Origin of the sequence: Vreelandella gomseomensis (genome assembly GCF_031451645.1) — a bacterium.
GTDB lineage: Bacteria > Pseudomonadota > Gammaproteobacteria > Pseudomonadales > Halomonadaceae > Vreelandella > Vreelandella gomseomensis.
Window position 1 is genome coordinate 16,827 of the sequence record NZ_JARWAI010000002.1, and the last position, 16,547, is coordinate 33,373.

Annotated in this window: 16 protein-coding genes and 1 pseudogene; 6 read left to right on the top strand and 11 right to left on the bottom strand. The window is 53.1% G+C overall.

Annotated elements, in window-relative coordinates; genetic code table 11:
- Positions 1-329: 329 nt before the first annotated feature.
- Both QC815_RS17345 and QC815_RS02215 read left to right on the top strand, forming a co-directional pair.
- Positions 330-1,305 (top strand): annotated as a pseudogene (locus QC815_RS17345) (IS30 family transposase).
- Between the two features lie 114 nt (positions 1,306-1,419).
- Positions 1,420-1,854 (top strand): hypothetical protein, encoded by a 435-nt coding sequence (locus tag QC815_RS02215; protein WP_233337237.1) that lies wholly within the window; start codon positions 1,420-1,422, stop codon positions 1,852-1,854.
- A gap of 67 nt (positions 1,855-1,921) precedes the next feature.
- Here QC815_RS02215 and QC815_RS02220 read toward each other — a convergent pair whose 3' ends face one another.
- The 9 genes from QC815_RS02220 to QC815_RS02260 form a co-directional block, all read right to left on the bottom strand.
- The gene (locus tag QC815_RS02220; protein ID WP_199283581.1) at positions 1,922-2,380 is read right to left on the bottom strand and encodes an ATPase; all 459 of its coding nucleotides are present in this window, start codon (positions 2,378-2,380) and stop codon (positions 1,922-1,924) included.
- A 25-nt stretch (positions 2,381-2,405) separates the two neighbouring features.
- On the bottom strand, positions 2,406-3,743 hold the full coding sequence (locus QC815_RS02225; RefSeq protein WP_309766719.1) for an APC family permease: 1,338 nt from the start codon (positions 3,741-3,743) through the stop codon (positions 2,406-2,408).
- Between the two features lie 164 nt (positions 3,744-3,907).
- Complete coding sequence (locus QC815_RS02230) at positions 3,908-4,666, bottom strand: glutaredoxin family protein (RefSeq protein WP_085920385.1); 759 nt, start codon at positions 4,664-4,666, stop codon at positions 3,908-3,910.
- Positions 4,667-4,860: 194 nt separating this feature from the next.
- Entirely contained in the window at positions 4,861-5,277 is a 417-nt protein-coding gene (locus tag QC815_RS02235; protein WP_309766721.1) for a hypothetical protein, read from the bottom strand.
- 132 nt (positions 5,278-5,409) lie between these two features.
- Positions 5,410-6,180, bottom strand: a complete 771-nt coding sequence (locus QC815_RS02240; RefSeq protein ID WP_199283577.1) for a copper resistance protein B — start codon at positions 6,178-6,180, stop codon at positions 5,410-5,412.
- Positions 6,181-6,189: 9 nt separating this feature from the next.
- Positions 6,190-8,022: a copper resistance system multicopper oxidase gene (locus tag QC815_RS02245; protein ID WP_309766724.1), complete on the bottom strand. Its 1,833-nt coding sequence runs from the start codon at positions 8,020-8,022 to the stop codon at positions 6,190-6,192.
- 69 nt (positions 8,023-8,091) lie between these two features.
- A complete protein-coding gene (locus tag QC815_RS02250; RefSeq protein WP_309766726.1) occupies positions 8,092-9,426 on the bottom strand; it encodes an ATP-binding protein in 1,335 nt (444 codons plus the stop codon).
- Entirely contained in the window at positions 9,413-10,078 is a 666-nt protein-coding gene (locus tag QC815_RS02255; RefSeq protein ID WP_085920390.1) for a response regulator transcription factor, read from the bottom strand. Before QC815_RS02255 ends, QC815_RS02250 begins: the two co-directional genes overlap by 14 nt.
- A 15-nt stretch (positions 10,079-10,093) precedes the next feature.
- Positions 10,094-10,597 carry a cupredoxin domain-containing protein gene (locus QC815_RS02260; RefSeq protein WP_253026791.1) on the bottom strand — a complete coding sequence of 168 codons (504 nt, stop codon included), beginning with the start codon at positions 10,595-10,597 and terminating at the stop codon, positions 10,094-10,096.
- Between the two features lie 161 nt (positions 10,598-10,758).
- On the opposite strand from QC815_RS02260, the gene QC815_RS02265 reads away from it, so the two are divergent.
- Complete coding sequence (locus QC815_RS02265) at positions 10,759-11,352, top strand: DUF411 domain-containing protein (RefSeq protein WP_309766729.1); 594 nt, start codon at positions 10,759-10,761, stop codon at positions 11,350-11,352.
- Positions 11,353-11,449: 97 nt separating this feature from the next.
- Here the strand turns inward: QC815_RS02265 and QC815_RS02270 are convergent, their stop codons facing one another.
- Both QC815_RS02270 and cadR read right to left on the bottom strand, forming a co-directional pair.
- Positions 11,450-11,965, bottom strand: a complete 516-nt coding sequence (locus QC815_RS02270; RefSeq protein WP_085920393.1) for a cytochrome b — start codon at positions 11,963-11,965, stop codon at positions 11,450-11,452.
- Positions 11,966-13,299: 1,334 nt separating this feature from the next.
- Positions 13,300-13,707: a Cd(II)/Pb(II)-responsive transcriptional regulator gene (gene cadR / locus QC815_RS02275; protein WP_004364961.1), complete on the bottom strand. Its 408-nt coding sequence runs from the start codon at positions 13,705-13,707 to the stop codon at positions 13,300-13,302.
- A gap of 95 nt (positions 13,708-13,802) precedes the next feature.
- Here cadR and QC815_RS02280 point away from each other — a divergent pair, with 95 nt between their 5' ends.
- Genes QC815_RS02280 through QC815_RS02290 form a run of 3 tightly spaced genes read left to right on the top strand, consistent with a single transcriptional unit; the run spans position 13,803 to position 16,526 of the window.
- Positions 13,803-14,699 (top strand): cation efflux transmembrane domain-containing protein, encoded by an 897-nt coding sequence (locus QC815_RS02280; protein ID WP_004574643.1) that lies wholly within the window; start codon positions 13,803-13,805, stop codon positions 14,697-14,699.
- A 3-nt stretch (positions 14,700-14,702) separates the two neighbouring features.
- Positions 14,703-15,215 carry a signal peptidase II gene (gene lspA / locus QC815_RS02285; RefSeq protein WP_004863699.1) on the top strand — a complete coding sequence of 171 codons (513 nt, stop codon included), beginning with the start codon at positions 14,703-14,705 and terminating at the stop codon, positions 15,213-15,215.
- A gap of 21 nt (positions 15,216-15,236) precedes the next feature.
- Complete coding sequence (locus QC815_RS02290; protein WP_309766732.1) at positions 15,237-16,526, top strand: ISL3-like element ISPpu12 family transposase; 1,290 nt, start codon at positions 15,237-15,239, stop codon at positions 16,524-16,526.
- Positions 16,527-16,547 lie beyond the last annotated feature (21 nt).

Consider the following 16,547-nt stretch of genomic DNA (forward strand, 5'->3'; position numbering starts at 1 on the left):
CATTTCAACTTGTGCTTTTCATAAGGTGCATTTTTTAGATTAGGCGTTCCGTTTCACTCAGCTATGATGCCGTCCTTCTAAACCTTAAATTGGCATGATGATTGGGCATGTCTCATCCAAAAATCTGCTGGCCACTATCCAGGGAGACCCATACGTTCAAGCGCCATAACCCTAATAAGGAAAACCTCCCTTGCGAAGCTTCTTTGATGAAAGCCTACAGCCTGGATTCATAGAATAACTGCAGCACTTTGGACCACGAGGTAGAGGCGGGAGGGTCAGCGCCGGTACCCTTCTCGGCTCACCGACCAAAGTGAAGCAGAGCATGGGATATAACCCAGACCCAACGATACCAAATATATGCCCGTCATGACCTGGGCATGAGCCGACGTCAGATCGCCAGAGAGCTTGGTATCCACAACAGTACGATCAGCCGTGAACTGCGCCGCAACGCTACCACCAGCGGCTACGATCCAGAGCAGGCGAGTCCGCAGTGATCATCGGCGACGCACCGCCTGGAAGTGGACGAAGCGCTTACCCAGCATGATCGCCGCCGTCGCCGACCGGCTGCGGGAGGAATGGAGCCCGGAGCAGATCAGCGGTTTCATGGTGCCCTTGTATGGCGTAGGCGTCAGTCACCAGTGGATCTACGCCTTGATCTGGGATGATAAGGCTCGTGGTGGCGATCTCTGGCAGCATCTCCGCCAGCTCAAGCGACGCAGCAAGCACCGTGCCCAGGCAAAGAGCGCAGGGCTCGGCAAGATTCCCAACCGTATGGGTATCGAGCATCGTCCCGCTGAGGTCGATGACAGGCGCTTTATTGGGCACTGGGAGGGGGACACCGTGGTCCAGGGGCACAAACAATCTGGCCTGGTGACGCTGGTCGATCGACGTAGCGGCTATCTGCTGGCAGCACGATTGCCCAAGCTCTCAGCGGAGCTGACGCAAAAAGCCATGATCCGGCTGCTTAAGCCTCGCCGGGGTGCTGTCCAGCACCATCACCATGGACAACGGCTCGGAGTTCGCTGATCACGATACCGTAGCCCAGGCGGTAACGGCAGCGATTTACTTCTGCGCCCCCCACTGTTCCGGTCAGCGTGGGACCAATGAAAACACCAATGGCCTGATACGGCAGTACTTCCCCAAGGGAACGGACTTTCAACAGGTCACCGATGTCGAGTTACGCAGGGTGGTCAAGAACCTGAATGATCGCCCCCGAAAACGACTAGGATATCGGACACCGGCACAGGTGTTCCTGGGGAGTACTCAGGAGCCTTGGATACCGCAGGTGCTGCTCTTATTGCTTGAATTCAGGACCAAGCCAACGCCAACTCGGCGCAAGACCCCGAGCAAACCAACCAGTCCGCTGAAATACGCATTGTCGAAGAGGTAAATGAAAGCCCTGAACCGGCTGAGGAACAGGTGGCATCGGCACCTTCCGCTGATGAGACGTCGCACGAGGCTCAGCTCGAAGCGAGTGATGATGTGGCCAATGTCACATCTGATACGACACTCACCGAAGGCGAGATATCGTCTGAGCCAGCGTGGCGTGAAGAAGTAAGCTTCTCGCTTGCTCCCGGAGAGGGCACCGAGTACAAGTTGACGATGGATGAAGGATCTATTGCGACCTTTGCTTGGTCATCTGAAGGCGGGCCAGTCAATTTTGACACCCACGGTGATGGCGGTGGTAATTCCATCAGCTACGAAAAAGGACGTGGCGTTCCTGAGGATGAGGGGGAATTGGAAGCTGCCTTTACGGGGAACCATGGCTGGTTCTTCCGTAACCGAAATGAACAGGAGGTAACCGTTAAGCTGCGTATTAAAGGTGATTACGGCGAGCTTAAACGTATGATGTAAGCCGTTAATAACCAATGCCCCACTGTGCAGCTAGGCAGTGGGGCATTTTTTTAGATGTACCATTCTATTAGATATCGTGCATTCTTTCAGTTTGCCGAGATAGACGCATAGCCTCGTGCTCCTCTAAATCGAGAAGTGTTTCCAGCAGTTCCTTGGCTTCTCGGATTTCGGCTCTGCCGATCAGGCTGCGATATAAACTGATGGCTTGATCATGGAAATCCAGTACTTCTTTGCAGATAGCATCAGCTCCTAGCGTGGAGTAGGGCGCATCGCAGGTTCGGTGGCTGCGAATAGGCTGATGAGAGAGGTAATCGTAGACATAGGTATTAAGCACGTTAACGCTTGCGGTACCTTCAAAGCCAGCAATTACTCGCTGCATTTCTGCCTCATGAAGAGACAGATAGTTAAGCAGCATCTGCGCGCGTTCTTCTTCGTGCTGATTCGCGCAGTGGGCCAAACACTCGGCAAGATGGGCATGTAATTGATGTGTCCAATCGATTAGATCACCAAACGTTTTAATCTCCATTCATTTGCTCCTTGTGCCGTTGTGATTAGTGAATGTGCGTGTGGTGGCTATCGGTTGAGCTGTTGCTGTTAGCAAGAAATAGCCACTCGCCGATTAGCAGCGCGGCCATCACTGTAACGGCAACGATAAGTACCAGTGGGTCGGCAATAGCTTTTACCCAAACAAAACCACCCAGTACAAGGACATCTAACAGGATGGCAATGGTCGGAATAATCGCGTTAGCGCCCACGCTTTTCCTGAGATGGCGCAAAACTCCCCAATGGATGGCGATATCCATGATCAGGTAAAAAATAATGCCGAGCGCCGCGATTCGGCTAAGGTCAAAGAAGGCGGTCAGCACCAAGCCGAGCACGATCGTGTAGACCAGCGTATGTTTTTGCAGGCTACCGGGCATGTGGAAATGGCGATGCGGTACCAGTTTCATTTCTGTGAGCATGGCGAGCATACGAGAAACGGCAAAGACGCTGGCAATAATCCCACCCGCAGTGGCCAGCATGGCGAGGATGACGGTAAAGCCAACCGCGGCTTCACCCAGCGCGGGTCGGGCGGCAGCCGCCAGGGAGTAATCTTGAGTTTCGATAATCTCGGATAGCGATAGGTTACTGGCAACGGCAAAGCCTACAAGCGCATATATCACCACGCACAGCGCGATGGAGATCATGATGGCCTTGCCCAGGTTGCGCTTTGGATTTTTCAGCTCCGAACCGCTATTGGTAATGGTCGTGAAACCTTTGAAAGCCAAAATACCCAACGCCGTCGCGCCCAAGAAACCTGAGAGAGTGGGGGGGGGCGCATCCCCACCAGTCCCCATGTCGATAGAATCGGCAATAAAAACACCGACAACACCAAACACGATGATGCCACCAATTTTTATGAAACCCAGCACTGAGGCGACTGTCTCGATCAACTTATTGGCAGATAAATTGATCAAAAAAGCCGCTAGCAATAAGCCCACACCGAGTAGTGGGACAAACAGAGTGCGATCGCCTAGCTCAAATAGCTCCAGAGTGTAAGAACCGAACGTTCTCGCTAAAAAGCTCTGCGCAATGACCATGGAAAAATACATCAATAGCGCATGGAAAGCGGTAGGGAGCGTTGACCCATACGCTTTTTGCAGATACATGCCAATCCCCCCGGCGGATGGGTAGGTATTGGACATTTTGACGTAAGAGTAAGCGCTACAAGAAACAATCATCGCGGCGGCTAAAAAAGCTAGGGGAAATAGAGGGCCGGTCATTTCTGCCATCTGTCCAGTTAAGGCAAAAATACCCGCCCCGATCATGACCCCCGTGCCTAGCGCTACGGCACCGATGAGAGAGAGGCTCCCTTCTTCGTACTTTGGCTTTCTATCCTGGTCAGCCATACAAACACTCCTAGGAATGAAGCCCAAAGCGTTCAGGTTTTTCGCCTCAGGCAAGCGTCGGATAAGTGCTAAACAAGTCTGGTTGAATTAGCTGAACACAACCTGAATATATGCCAGTTAATTATCTGACCCAGAGCATGCTTTGGCGTAAGAAAGTGGCGGGCTTAACCTACCAGCATACGTAATGGCATCCACAGCCCCATGGCGATCATTACCAGATTCTCGGTTAACGATACAAAGCCCAGCGGCACATTGCTGTTACCGCCGACGCAAGCACACTTAAGCTCACGCTTGTCGATATAGACGGCTTTAAAGACGGAGATTGCCCCCACCGTGCCAACAAATAGCGCCAGTGGCGCTGCCAGCCACACCAATGTTCCGGCCAGCATTAAAATGCCTGCAACTGTCTCGGCATAGGGGTAAAGATAGCTATAGGGGACATAGCGCTGGGCCAATAGGTCGTAATTCAAAAACATACTACTGAAACTTTCGACATCCTGTAGCTTCTGCAGGCCGAGCAGCACCATCGCCGTGGCCACGGCATACTCCGGCATGCGCGCAGTAAACAGCGTGCCCTGAGTAGCCCAGCTAATCGCCAAGCCAATCAGCAGCGCAGTAGCAAAAATAGCAATTACTGGCCTATAAGTGGTTTTTTTTGCATTAGGAACGCTCATTCCCAGATGTTTGCGTAGCTCTTCGTACCCACCTATGCGTTGATCACCGATATACACTTGGGGCGTCGTATCGACGTTTTCCTGTTCTTTGAAAGCATCGATTTCATCACGAGACGTTAAGGTATGGTCGTCAACCTTAAAGCCCTTGCGCTTGAGAAGATCAACTGTCTTCAAACCGAACGGGCACATATGCTCGGCGGTTTTCATCCGGTAAACCCGTGCAGAGGCAGTGGGTGTTGATATTGGCATTGATTTTCCTTCGCTAAGAACATGGTATTTAAAAAAATCATAGAACCTTTGTGCAGCACTCAGGCAAGTATAGCTACTCCTTTATTTTGATAATTCTAGCTATGGTTAAAATTTTTTTTCAGCGAGAGAAATATATGTTAAATAAAAAGGGCCATCATAAAGAATGGCCCATATCTTAAGTTAGTGACTACATATTAATAGTCAACATGTAATTCATAGCGATTATTGTCACTTTCTTTAGTGCCTCCTAGTGCATTGCCTGTCACTTCAAGTTGATAATTGCCTGGCTGCAGTTGGCGGACCAGTTCAAAATGACCACGTGGGCTGGATGCTTCTGCTACCTGCTGTCCTGCTACATTATAAAGCACAGCAGAGATACGGTTGCCAGCGCTGGTTGCGCCTGGGAAGTGCTCGCTTGCTACCTTCAGCGTAGTCGCTTCTTGAATGTTAATACTGAAACGTTTTGATTGGCCTTGGGCAAGCAATTGTGTAGAAGAGACGCCTCTTTCAAGTAGAGGTAGATCCTGGTTGTTTGTCCCATAGTTAGCCAATGCAGGTGTTGAAAGGATGCTGGCTACAAGCGACCCAAAGATAATTGATTTAACTTTCATGGTGATTACTCCTCTGGTTGATGACATGGTTATATTAGATGGCTTTTTTGAAATGAAGCTGAATTTAAAAATAAAAAATAAAAAAAACGCCACCACTGGGTGACGTTAAAAAATATCTATGTTCAGAGTTCGCTAAAACATCAGTTTAACACCGGCAACCACCCCAGTATCTTCCGTATTGTCGCCACTGGCCCGTGAAAGGTCGGCTGTATCGCCATACTCTTTCTCCCAATAAGCACCAATGTAGGGGGCGAAACGACGAGTCACTTCATAGCCTAGTCGCAGGCCAGCGCGCACCGAGTTAAGCCCTTCACCCACGCCAAATTCTTCAACTTCGCTGGCGGCTACGGCAATTTCGGTGCGCGGCTGTAGGTAGAGTCGCTGTGTTAGGCGCAGATCGTATTCGCCTTCAAAACTGGCGGCGACATCACCATCTTCACTCACTTGCATGGCAACATCGGTTTCGATGCCATAAGGTATCACTCCCTGTAGGCCCAACACCCCATAAGTACGTTCGGCGTGATCATCGGAGAAGACACCGCCTTGGTAACCAATCCCCCCCTGTAACTCCCAAAAATCAGCCACTAAGCGACTATAGAGGAGTTCTAGGGACTCAAACTCAGCATCTTCGCCGTCACCCTGAACGTTTTCGCCTTCCGATTTAAGGTAAACGCGGTTAATGTCACCGCCGTACCAGCCTTGAAAGTCCCATACCACGGCGTCTTGACCTTTGTCGGGAACGGTGTATTCAAGCCGGTCAAACAGTGCCATGCCCATATTATGTTCCTTAGTGGGCGCGGGCCAACTGTCTGGTGCCGCATAGCCGTCTTCGGCTTGGGAGCTCGTTGCGACGGTCATGCCAAGGGCGGCACTGGCGAGGGTTACGTAGCGCTTAATTTTCATACTGTCTCCTTAAGAAACCTGAACAACGCGGAACATGCCGGCATCCATGTGGTAGAGGAGGTGGCAGTGGAACGCCCAACTGCCCTCGGCGTCCGCAGTGATCAGCGCAGACACGCGCTCGCCGGGCTTCACATTTAGGGTGTGTTTGCGCGGTATCAATTCACCCTGGCCGTTTTCCAGCTCCATCCACATGCCGTGGAGGTGGATAGGATGTTCCATCATGGTGTCGTTGATCAGGATCAGGCGCAGGCGTTCGTCTTTTTCGAAGTGAATAGGGCCGGAAACCTCGCTGAACTTCTGGCCGTCGAACGACCACATGTAGCGCTCCATGTTGCCGGTAAGGTGCAATTCAAGCTCACGGCCGGGTTCGCGACGGTCGGGCCAGGGAGTGAAAGATTTCAGATCGCGATAAACCAGCACACGCCGCTCGTTGGGATCAATACCAATACCTGCCTGGCCGTAGCGGGAGCCTGGCTGTACTTCACCAGCCGCCAGCATGCCGTTTTCGCGTGTTTTGCGCTGCTCGCTGGCCATACCTCCCATGCCCGAATGGTCCATGCCTTCCATGCTGGAATGATCCATCCCACCCATGTTTGACATGCTCGAGTGATCCATTTCCTCCATATTAGCGTTATCCATCCCCTGCATATTCGACATGCCGGAATGATCCATGCCGCCCATCCCCCCCATGCCGTGAGCGCCCATGGCTTCCATGCCGCGGTCGGCAATCTGACGGCGCTTGGGGATCTCCGCCTGCATGCCTTCGCGCGGCGCCAGCGTGGCGCGGGCGTAGCCGCTGCGGTCCATCGACTCAGCGAAGATGGTGTAGGCCTGATCATCTTCGGGTGCGACCACCACATCGTAGGTTTCGGCAACGCCGATGCGGAACTCATCGACGGGAACGGGCTGCACCGGCTGGCCGTCGGCGGCCACCACGGTCATCTTGAGGCCAGGGATGCGCACATCGAAGTAGGACATTGCCGAGCCGTTAATCACCCGCAAGCGCACACGCTCGCCTGGCTTGAACAGCGCGTTCCAGTTTTCCTCGGGAGAATGGCCGTTGAGCAGGTAGGTGTAGGTGCTGCCGGTTACGTCGGCGATATCCCGCGAGCTCATGCGCATCTTGGCCCACATGCTGCGCATTTCGGCCGTTTGGGCGAAGCCGTTTTGGCGTATGTCGGCGAAGAAGTCGGCAATCGTGCGTTCCTGAAAGTTGTAATAACCTTCCATGGTTTTGAGATTGCGAAACACCGACATGGGCTCTTCAAAGGTCCAGTCGGTCAGCAACAGCACGTGCTCGCGGTCGTAGCGAAAGGGTTCACGCTCGGCGGCGTCGATAATTAACGGCCCGGCATGACCAAGCTGTTCCTGAAGGCCGGAATGGCTGTGGTACCAATAAGTGCCGTTCTGACGGACAGGAAAACGATAAGTAAAGGTTTCGCCTGGCTCAATACCGGCAAAACTGACGCCCGGTACACCGTCCATGCCCGGCGGTAGAATCAAGCCATGCCAGTGGATTGAGGTGGGTTCGTCGAGCAGGTTGGTGACTCGTAATACAGCGTCCTGACCTTCCTTAAGGCGGATCAGCGGGCCGGGACTGGTACCGTTGAGGCTAATCGGGCGAGCCTCTTTTCCATTAATCGGGATGGATTCGCGGCGGATAGCCAGCGACACATTAGGCCCCTCTTCCACGCCCTTTGAATAGACATTTGTGCGTCCCCAAGGGTTAGCCCAGGCGGGGCTTAAGCCCATCGCTGCGGCGGAACCCAATCCAAGTGCCGCGCTGCCTTTCAACACCTGGCGGCGTGAAAGTGGGTGGGTGATGATGTCCGAACACGTCATGTAAAACTCCCATCGCTGATGAATGACATCATATTGGGGGAGAAAGCTGAATCAACGCTGAAAAAGCAGTTAAGCGGAGGTGACGCCTGTCATTGGCAATGTGGTGATGACCCGAAGGCCACCCAACGGGCTGTGCTCAAACTGGCAGCGACCGTGATAACGCGCCACCAGCTGTGAGAGAATAGCTAGTCCCAGGCCATAGCCAGGGTGGTGCTCATCCAGTCGGGTGCCACGCTCGCCGAGGCGCACCATATCGCTTTCGGCAACGCCGGGGCCGTCATCGTCAATCGTTAAAGTCAGTGCGTCTGATGAGGTGCTAATGTGGCAGCGAATCTCGCTGGTGGCCCATTTGCCAGCGTTATCCAGCACGATGCCCAGTATTTCGGCGTAATCGTGGGCATCGATCGGCACTTGGTCGCGCGCGTCAATCGCCTGCGTCAGCTCGAACAACTGTTCAGAGTAGAGGCTACGAAACATCTCCATCAGACGTTGACTGTCACGGGTCAGGTGGGTCATGCGACCCGCATGAGGACCTGCGATGCGTGCACGGCGCAGCTCAGCATCCAGCTGGGCGTTGATGTCCTCGATGCGCATCAGCAATTTCCGGCGGCGGTTTTCATCAATCGGTCGGTTGCCGCTTAGTACTTGGGTAACGGCGGCCAACGGGGTTTTCAGCGCGTGGGAAAGGTTAGCGACCGACTCACGTGAGCGTTTAAGGCGCAGGTCAATGTCGTCCATAAAGCGGTTAAGCTGGGCAACAAGCGCGTCGAGTTCGTCGGGCGCTTTTAGCGAGAGGCGCTGGCGGTCGCCCGCTTGCAATGCTTCCAATTGATAACGCAGTTGCCAAAGCGGCCTTAATCCGCGATTGACGGCCAGCATATTGAGCGTGACCAGCACCGCGAGCATGCCCGCAGCGATGCCGCCCACCCACCAGTGCAAAGTAGCTAGGCCTGCTTCGACTTGGGAAAAATCCTCACCAATCAGCAACACGCCGTTGGCGCCTTGCCATTCGAAATGCTGGCGATACACCAATAAGTGTCGCTCGCCGCGCGTTACCTCGATCAGTGCATCCCCTTTTCCGTTAAGTAGTGGGGCAAGTTGTCGTTGCCAGACTGAGTCTGAGGCGCTGATCTCTCCGTTGAGGCGCAGCACGTAAAGGTGATGAAAGACCTGGTAGGCTTCGCTTGTCGAGGCTAGCGATGTGGGAACCGCCAGGCGGTCTTGTTCGAGCTGTGCGACCGCGTGGTCGGCTTCACGCTTGAGGCGCTCGCCCAGAAAGTCCTTGGCAAGATTTTGCAGGAATACGCCGTGCAGTAGCCAGGTCAGGCCGACTACCAGCAGCGCGACACCGCCCAGCCAGGCGAGCAGGCGAAACTGTAAGCTGCGTTTATTAACGTGAAACAAAAACGTATCCCTGGCCGCGGCGCGTCTGGATGATTGGCTTGCCAAGATACCGGCGCAGGCGAGCCACGTATACCTCAACCAGATTGGGTGCGGGGGCGTCTTGCTCCAACGCGTAAAGCTGTTCCAGCAAGCGCTCCTTGGAGTGAATGCGGTCCGGGTGGTGCATCAGGTAGCGCAGCAGCCGAAACTCGGTGGCAGTCAGCGAACGCCATGGGGTGTCTTCACGGCAAACGCGCTGACCGGCTTCGTCCAGAGACACCCCGTTCAGTGTGATGACTTGGGATAACTGGCCAGACTGCCTACGCAGCAGTGCCTTTAGGCGAGCCATCAGCTCGGCTTCGTGGAAGGGTTTGGTCAGGTAATCATCGGCGCCAGTTTCCAAGCCAACCACCTTGTCTTCCCAGGTGTCGCGCGCGGTGAGTATCAAAATAGGAGTGGCGCGTTTCTGCTTACGCCAATGGGCTAGCAGCTCAAGCCCCGAGCCATCGGGCAGCCCAATATCGAGAATGGCAAGCGCGTATTCTTCGGTGGCCATGAACGACGTGGCCGCCTTAACAGTGGGGGCCACGTCGACCAGGTAACCGTTGTCTTTTAGACTCTCTGCCAAGCTTTCGGCCAGCAAGTCATCGTCTTCTAATAGCAACAGTTTCATTGGTAAAAGGTCTGCTTAGAAAGAAAAATTACCGTACATGCCGGATTCATAGTGGCCGGGGATGTTGCAGGCGTACTCTAACTCGTCAGCATTATCGGGAACTCGCCATAGTAGAGATTCGGTTTCACCGGCGGCAATAGTAACGGCTGCCATGCTACTACCATCAGACATATCGTGACCTTCGCCTTCTGACATGTTGGACATATCATGGCCTTCGCCACCTGCCATTTCTTGCATCATTTTACGATGTGCTTCTTGGGCTTCCTTGCTGCCGATCACGAACTCATGCTCAATACTGCCAGTGTTGGTAATTTCAAATTTCACGATCTCTCCGGCGGCCATTTCCAGCTCATCAGGGTCGAACCACATATCGCCTGCGTCGATGTTAATCGTGCGCTCAGCATCAGCATCGCTAAGGTCGCTTTCGCCGCCGCCGTGTCCAGGTCCCGCCCAGGCAGCGCCGGCAAGTATACTCAGTGAAAGAGCTAATAAGCTGGATGTAAGATGGGTCTTGCGCATAGTCATATGCCTCCAAGGTGAGTGTGACTCGTTCTTTATACGTCGCCAACCTTAAACGAGCCTGAACTCGCCCAGAAAAAAATGATCTGTAGCAAACTTTCTTTTTCCGCAGGGTGGCATGGCTTGACCCAGGGGGTAACCCCATAGGTCGTAAGCTTTCAGTGGTTTTAAACATCACGCTATTGTCAGGAGGCCACCATGATGAACGCAGACTGTTTTGCAGTAATGGCCTCAATGGGCTGGTTAGCCTGGTTAATGCCCTTCATGCTTCTGTTACTCGTAGGATTGAGCATTGCCTCACTCATCAAATACCTGTTCAGCCGCGCCAATTAGTTCTTTCATTAATAGAGGATACGCTTATAAACCTAAAAACCACTTCACTATTGGTGTCAGGCTCGCTATTGCTGGGAGCAACAGCCGCCCAGGCAGGACTGCCTGATGAAGCAACGATGTACAAAAACCCTCAATCCGGCTGCTGCAATGAATACGCTCGCCACCTGGAAGAGCAGGGCGTAGATGTCACCATTGTGGACGATGCTGAGCTTGGCGAGATCAAGCAGCGGGCCGGGGTACCACACGGACTGGGTTCATGTCATACCATTGGTATTGGCGAGTACTGGATTGAGGGCCACGTACCGATGGAAGCCATCACCAAGCTATTTGAAGACCAGCCTGACAGGCATTGGCTTGGCCGGTATGCCGATTGGTACGCCGGGCATGCCTGGGCCACAGCAGGAGCCCTACGAGGTTTATAGCTTTACCGATCAGGAAGATGAGCCATTCATGACACTTGAGCCTTAATGACGCGAGCAGGCGGTACCTGCTCGCGGCCTAATAGCACAACATCATGGATTAACTCTTTGCCTGCCCTACCATGCGGTACAACGTGCCATCGCGATGAACCCAGTGGTGGAATAAAGCCATGAACACATGTCCTGCAATGAGTACGGTCAGCAAATAAGCAATGGGGCCATGTATTGCTTGCGAGGCTTCTGCAAAGGGTGTGCCAATTCCCTTGGAAACCAAATGATCAAATAACCGAATTCCAAAACCTTGTAGTAAACCACTCACTGGGGCCGCAACCAATAAGGCATAAATAGATAGATGGCCTATCAGCACCGCCTTACCTTGATGCGGAGGGCGATTGCGTATTTGAAAAAGCAGCCAAACAATTCGCAGCCCAACAAGCGCTAAAATCATAAAGCCCACAGTGGCATGCCAAGGCTGAAATAATTGGCTGAATGCATTACCCGGCTGCCAGTTGTTCATATAAGCACTAGCGAGCTGTAATGTCACCAGCAGCGCGGTTATCCAATGTAGCAGGCGGCTAACCGAGCCGTAATATTTCTGTGAGTCGTTAATAGCCATCCAAATTAACCCCGCTGATACTTGCGTTGGAGATGACAACACCCAAGGGACGGTGGTAGGTAAGGGATTGGGCGATGGAAAGACGATACCGCAAGCTGTTAACAACATACATTTTGTATTTCATACAATTTCCTAATCTGAAGATGCAGGAAACCATATGTCATAAACCTGAACAGAACCTTAAAAGAACTATCAAATGAGGTTAATTTTTTATCCCAGTCTCCCCGGTGCCTTGCCGATAATTTTCAGCAATTGATGCGATCCTCAGCGCGTAATATCGGTCGTCAATATAAAAAGGCAAATTCACCACGTATAAGATTTTATTGCCAGGAATCGCTTCCTCAAGAATGTTATCTAAAGCAGTTCGTGCGCTCAGTGTCTCTCGACTTGATATTCAAAATGAATTAGCAATGGCATCAAGCTTTTATGGGTTGTACACCGAAAAAATCAGTGCTCTTCGGTAAGTATTAGCTGAATAGACCATTGGTGTTTTAGGTGGGTCCGGTCATTTTTATGGCTTGATTATTGTTGCCAAGTTCTGATGCGGTTGTTTTTTCCATCTCTGGTTAAAGTGGCGAAAGTATCGGTTAAAAACTTACTCTAACGGTTTACTGAACAAGTTTGCGCGACATAAAAATACGCTTCTCCATCAGTTGACCAATCCGTGATAGAGCTCATCGGTATTAGGCTCGTCGGACTGTTTGGTGGACTTCTGTTTGGCTTCGAAGAGGTCAGGAGCGTTCTCCAGTACTTCACGCTCCAGGTACTGACCATGGCTGGATGAGGCTGGAAACGGGCAGCCGTCTCGGATGTTATTTAGTCCCCTTTGACATTTTAAAGGGCGGGAATACCTACAAAATGTAGAGGTTTGATGTGACAAAACACGTTGACAATAAATCTAGATTCCATGAGCTCTGTGGATATGTCATATGCTATGTCACAAACGGGTATCACATAAGTAACTAATGTAGGCAGTGATCGGGGGAACTTTACCGGGTGTCCAAGTAGTCACGTGATGCTAGTTGCTTTAGCGACCTCCATGGCGTAGCTGATCGCGGTTACTTTAAGAGACGGAAAATTCTTGCTTGCCACGATGCCGGTTTAACGTCTTATTTCCCCAAGCCAAGAACCTCGCCTAACAAGCTACATTGCTATTGGTGCTCGGCCTATCAGTGTTGCTCAATGAAGACGCAATGCACCACGGGCACCTATAGGCGTATCAAAAGCTGGGAACACTAGGATAAACTGGGTAAGCGGATTAAATGGTTGATCTTACCTTTGCATGAGAGTGAGACAGACCGGCATCTCATCGGATTATCTGGTTGATGCTTCACCTACTGCTGGTGCATGTTTCCTTCGCTTATTCCAGCAAGAACCCCACACGCCTCAACTTCCCGGTCATCGTTGCAACTCGCTCTCAGTGAAACGAGTTGTTTCTCAAGCGCTTGCAGAGCGGTTATCTGCGACCGCACATGAGAGATGTGATCATCGAGCAAGGCGTTGACGGCGGTACAAGGCTGATGAGGGTCGTCCTGATAGCTCTGTAGTTCGTGAATCTCAGCCAGTGACAGGCCCAGGATTCTGCAGCGACGGATGAAGGCCAGCCCCTCACCATGCTTCTCGGTATAGACACGGTAACCGTTGTCCTGCCGATCAGGCGGCGGCAACAAGCCCTGCTGTTCATAGAAGCGGATCGTCTGTGTTTCGACCCCTACCAACTGCGCCAACTGACCAATGCGCATCAGCCTCCTCCCCAACGGATTCTTTACTCTATTGACCTTATAGTAGCTTTATAGTTTTAAATGGTACCACAACATTGTTCAAGTGGAGTCGTATCATGAGCAAATCCTGTGGTGGCGCCTGTGGCGGTGATGCAACGTCCGCAGCGGATACCGATATACAGGCCTCCTCCGAGGCGCCAGGGAGATGGGTCAGTGTTTATGCCGTGCCGAAGATGGACTGTCCATCAGAAGAACGAATGATTCGCCTAGCCCTGAACGGCTTTGAGGAGATTCGGGCGCTGTCCTTCGACTTGTCGAACCGCCGGCTGAAGGTCGTGCATGACGGCGAGGTCGAGCCCGTCACCTCGAAACTGAAGACCTTGGGGCTAGGCGCCTCGCTTCAGGAAACCGTCGCTGCAAATCCGGAGACCATCAAGGCCGCCGAGTTTTCGGCAGCTTCTGCTAAGCAAGAATCCGGGACCCTGCGCTGGTTGCTCGGCATCAATGCACTTCTGTTCGTGGTGGAAATGACTGCCGGTCTGATCGCCCAGTCCACCGGCCTGATTGGAGAATCCCTGGACAATTTTGCCGATGCGGCGGTGTACGGGCTTGCCCTTTATGCGGTTGGACATAGCGTGAAAATGCAGGTACGTGCCGCGCATCTTGCTGGTGTACTGCAACTGATCTTGGCTGTGGGCGTGCTCGTAGAGGTGGTGAGACGCTTTGTATTCGGTAGTGAGCCTGAATCGCTGGTGATGATGGCTATCGCATTCGTCGCATTGATTGCCAATACCAGTTGTCTGCTGCTCATATCCAAACATCGGGAAGGCGGGGCGCACATGAAGGCAAGCTGGATATTCTCGGCCAACGACGTGGTGATCAACCTGGGGGTCATCACCGCCGGCGCCCTGGTCGCATGGACCGGTTCCAATTATCCGGATCTGATTATCGGCACCATCGCGGGGGGCATTGTACTTAACGGTGCCAGACGCATTTTGGCGTTGAAGGGTTAAATAATGCTCATTATTGGCAAAAAGCTCTCGCCGTATGCCCTATTGTCCATATCGGGCCTGCTGGCAGCGTCTGATCAGGCTGTAAAGTGGCTGGTGCAGCAATCAATGGCCTATGGCGAGTATGTTTCGGTGACCCCGTTCTTTAACTGGGTGCACCTATGGAACACCGGTGCCGCATTCAGTCTTTTTGCGAATGGTGGAGGCTGGCAGCGCTACTTTTTTATCGGAATCGCGGTAGTGGTCTCGATTTTTTTGATCAAGCTGATCCTTGAAAATCGTCATAAAGGAGAAGCCATCGCTTACAGTCTTATCCTCGGTGGCGCCATGGGCAACCTGATTGACCGGGTCTTTCGCGGCTATGTTGTGGATTCCTTTGATTTCTATTGGCGAGACTGGCATTGGCCGGCCTTCAACCTGGCTGATATTGCAATTGTCCTCGGTGCCTTACTTTTCGTTTCCAGCAGCTTGTTGGGTAAAAAAGCAAACACCAATGCCGAGCCGGATGGATCTGACTGACACCTACGCCTATACAACACCATGACCGAACTTCCCGACAACATCCTTCACCTGCCGCAATACCAAGTACTGGGCTGCAAATCAACCGACGACGAAATGCACTTCCAGGTGGACGTGCCCGATCCCATCGCCTGCGAGGAATGCGGCGTGCAGGGTGAGTTCGTACGGTTCGGCAAGCGTGACGTTCCCTATCGTGATCTGCCCATCCACGGCAAGCGGGTCACTCTCTGGGTGGTCCGCCGCCGATACACCTGCCGGGCCTGCAAGACAACATTCAGGCCCCAGCTACCGGAGATGGTGGACGGATTCCGAATGACACTGCGGCTGCATGAGTACGTGGAGAAGGAATCCTTCAACCACCCCTACACCTTTGTGGCGGCACAGACCGGCCTGGACGAGAAGACGGTGCGCGACATCTTCAACGCCCGCGCCGAGTTCCTGGGGCGCTGGCACCGCTTCGAGACGCCCCGCATCCTGGGCATTGACGAGCTATACCTGAACAAGCGCTACCGCTGCATTCTGACCAACATTGAGGAGCGAACCCTGCTCGACCTGCTGGCCACCCGCCGCCAGGACGTGGTGACCAACTACCTGATGAAGCTGAAAGACCGGCAGAAGGTCGAGATCGTCAGCATGGACATGTGGAACCCCTACCGGGCAGCGGTCAAGGCTGTGCTGCCCCAGGCCCGTATCGTGGTCGATAAGTTCCATGTGGTGCGCATGGCCAACGATGCCCTAGAGAGAGTGCGCAAGGGCCTCAGAAAGGAGCTGAAACCGTCCCAGAGCCGGACTCTCAAGGGAGACCGGAAAATCCTGCTGAAACGCGCTCACGAAGTCTCAGACCGGGAGCGCCTCATCATGGAGACCTGGACAGGCGCGTTCCCGCAACTGCTGGCCGCCTACGAGCACAAGGAGTGCTTCTACGGCATCTGGGACGCCACCACACGGCTCCAGGCAGAAGCCGCCCTGGACGAGTGGATAGCCACCATCCCGAAGGGCCAAAAGGAAGTCTGGAGCGATCTGGTCAGGGCAGTGGGAAACTGGCGCGAAGAGACCATGACCTACTTCGAGACGGACATGCCCGTCACCAACGCTTACACGGAGTCCATCAACCGACTGGCCAAGGACAAGAACCGTGAAGGGCGCGGTTACTCCTTCGAGGTGATGCGGGCACGAATGCTCTACACCACGAAGCACAAGAAGAAGGCACCGACTGCGAAGGTCTCTCCTTTCTACAAGAAAACCATCGGTTACGGACTGCCGGACTTCGCAGAGGAACTCAACTACGGAGTCGATCTATCAACCATCTGAGGGTGGTATCAGATTGATGGG

What these genes read in the sequence shown, in the direction of transcription:
- QC815_RS02245 (WP_309766724.1), bottom strand. Translation starts at nt 8,022, where the DNA reads ATGACGTGTTCGGACATCATCACCCACCCACTTTCACGCCGCCAGGTG.
- cadR (WP_004364961.1), bottom strand. Translation starts at nt 13,707, where the DNA reads ATGCGCATTGGTCAGTTGGCGCAGTTGGTAGGGGTCGAAACACAGACG.
- QC815_RS02240 (WP_199283577.1), bottom strand. Translation starts at nt 6,180, where the DNA reads ATGAAAATTAAGCGCTACGTAACCCTCGCCAGTGCCGCCCTTGGCATG.
- QC815_RS02225 (WP_309766719.1), bottom strand. Translation starts at nt 3,743, where the DNA reads ATGGCTGACCAGGATAGAAAGCCAAAGTACGAAGAAGGGAGCCTCTCT.
- QC815_RS02270 (WP_085920393.1), bottom strand. Translation starts at nt 11,965, where the DNA reads ATGGCTATTAACGACTCACAGAAATATTACGGCTCGGTTAGCCGCCTG.
- lspA (WP_004863699.1), top strand. Translation starts at nt 14,703, where the DNA reads ATGCTCATTATTGGCAAAAAGCTCTCGCCGTATGCCCTATTGTCCATA.
- QC815_RS02290 (WP_309766732.1), top strand. Translation starts at nt 15,237, where the DNA reads ATGACCGAACTTCCCGACAACATCCTTCACCTGCCGCAATACCAAGTA.
- QC815_RS02235 (WP_309766721.1), bottom strand. Translation starts at nt 5,277, where the DNA reads ATGAAAGTTAAATCAATTATCTTTGGGTCGCTTGTAGCCAGCATCCTT.
- QC815_RS02255 (WP_085920390.1), bottom strand. Translation starts at nt 10,078, where the DNA reads ATGAAACTGTTGCTATTAGAAGACGATGACTTGCTGGCCGAAAGCTTG.
- QC815_RS02230 (WP_085920385.1), bottom strand. Translation starts at nt 4,666, where the DNA reads ATGCCAATATCAACACCCACTGCCTCTGCACGGGTTTACCGGATGAAA.
- QC815_RS02260 (WP_253026791.1), bottom strand. Translation starts at nt 10,597, where the DNA reads ATGCGCAAGACCCATCTTACATCCAGCTTATTAGCTCTTTCACTGAGT.
- QC815_RS02280 (WP_004574643.1), top strand. Translation starts at nt 13,803, where the DNA reads ATGAGCAAATCCTGTGGTGGCGCCTGTGGCGGTGATGCAACGTCCGCA.
- QC815_RS02220 (WP_199283581.1), bottom strand. Translation starts at nt 2,380, where the DNA reads ATGGAGATTAAAACGTTTGGTGATCTAATCGATTGGACACATCAATTA.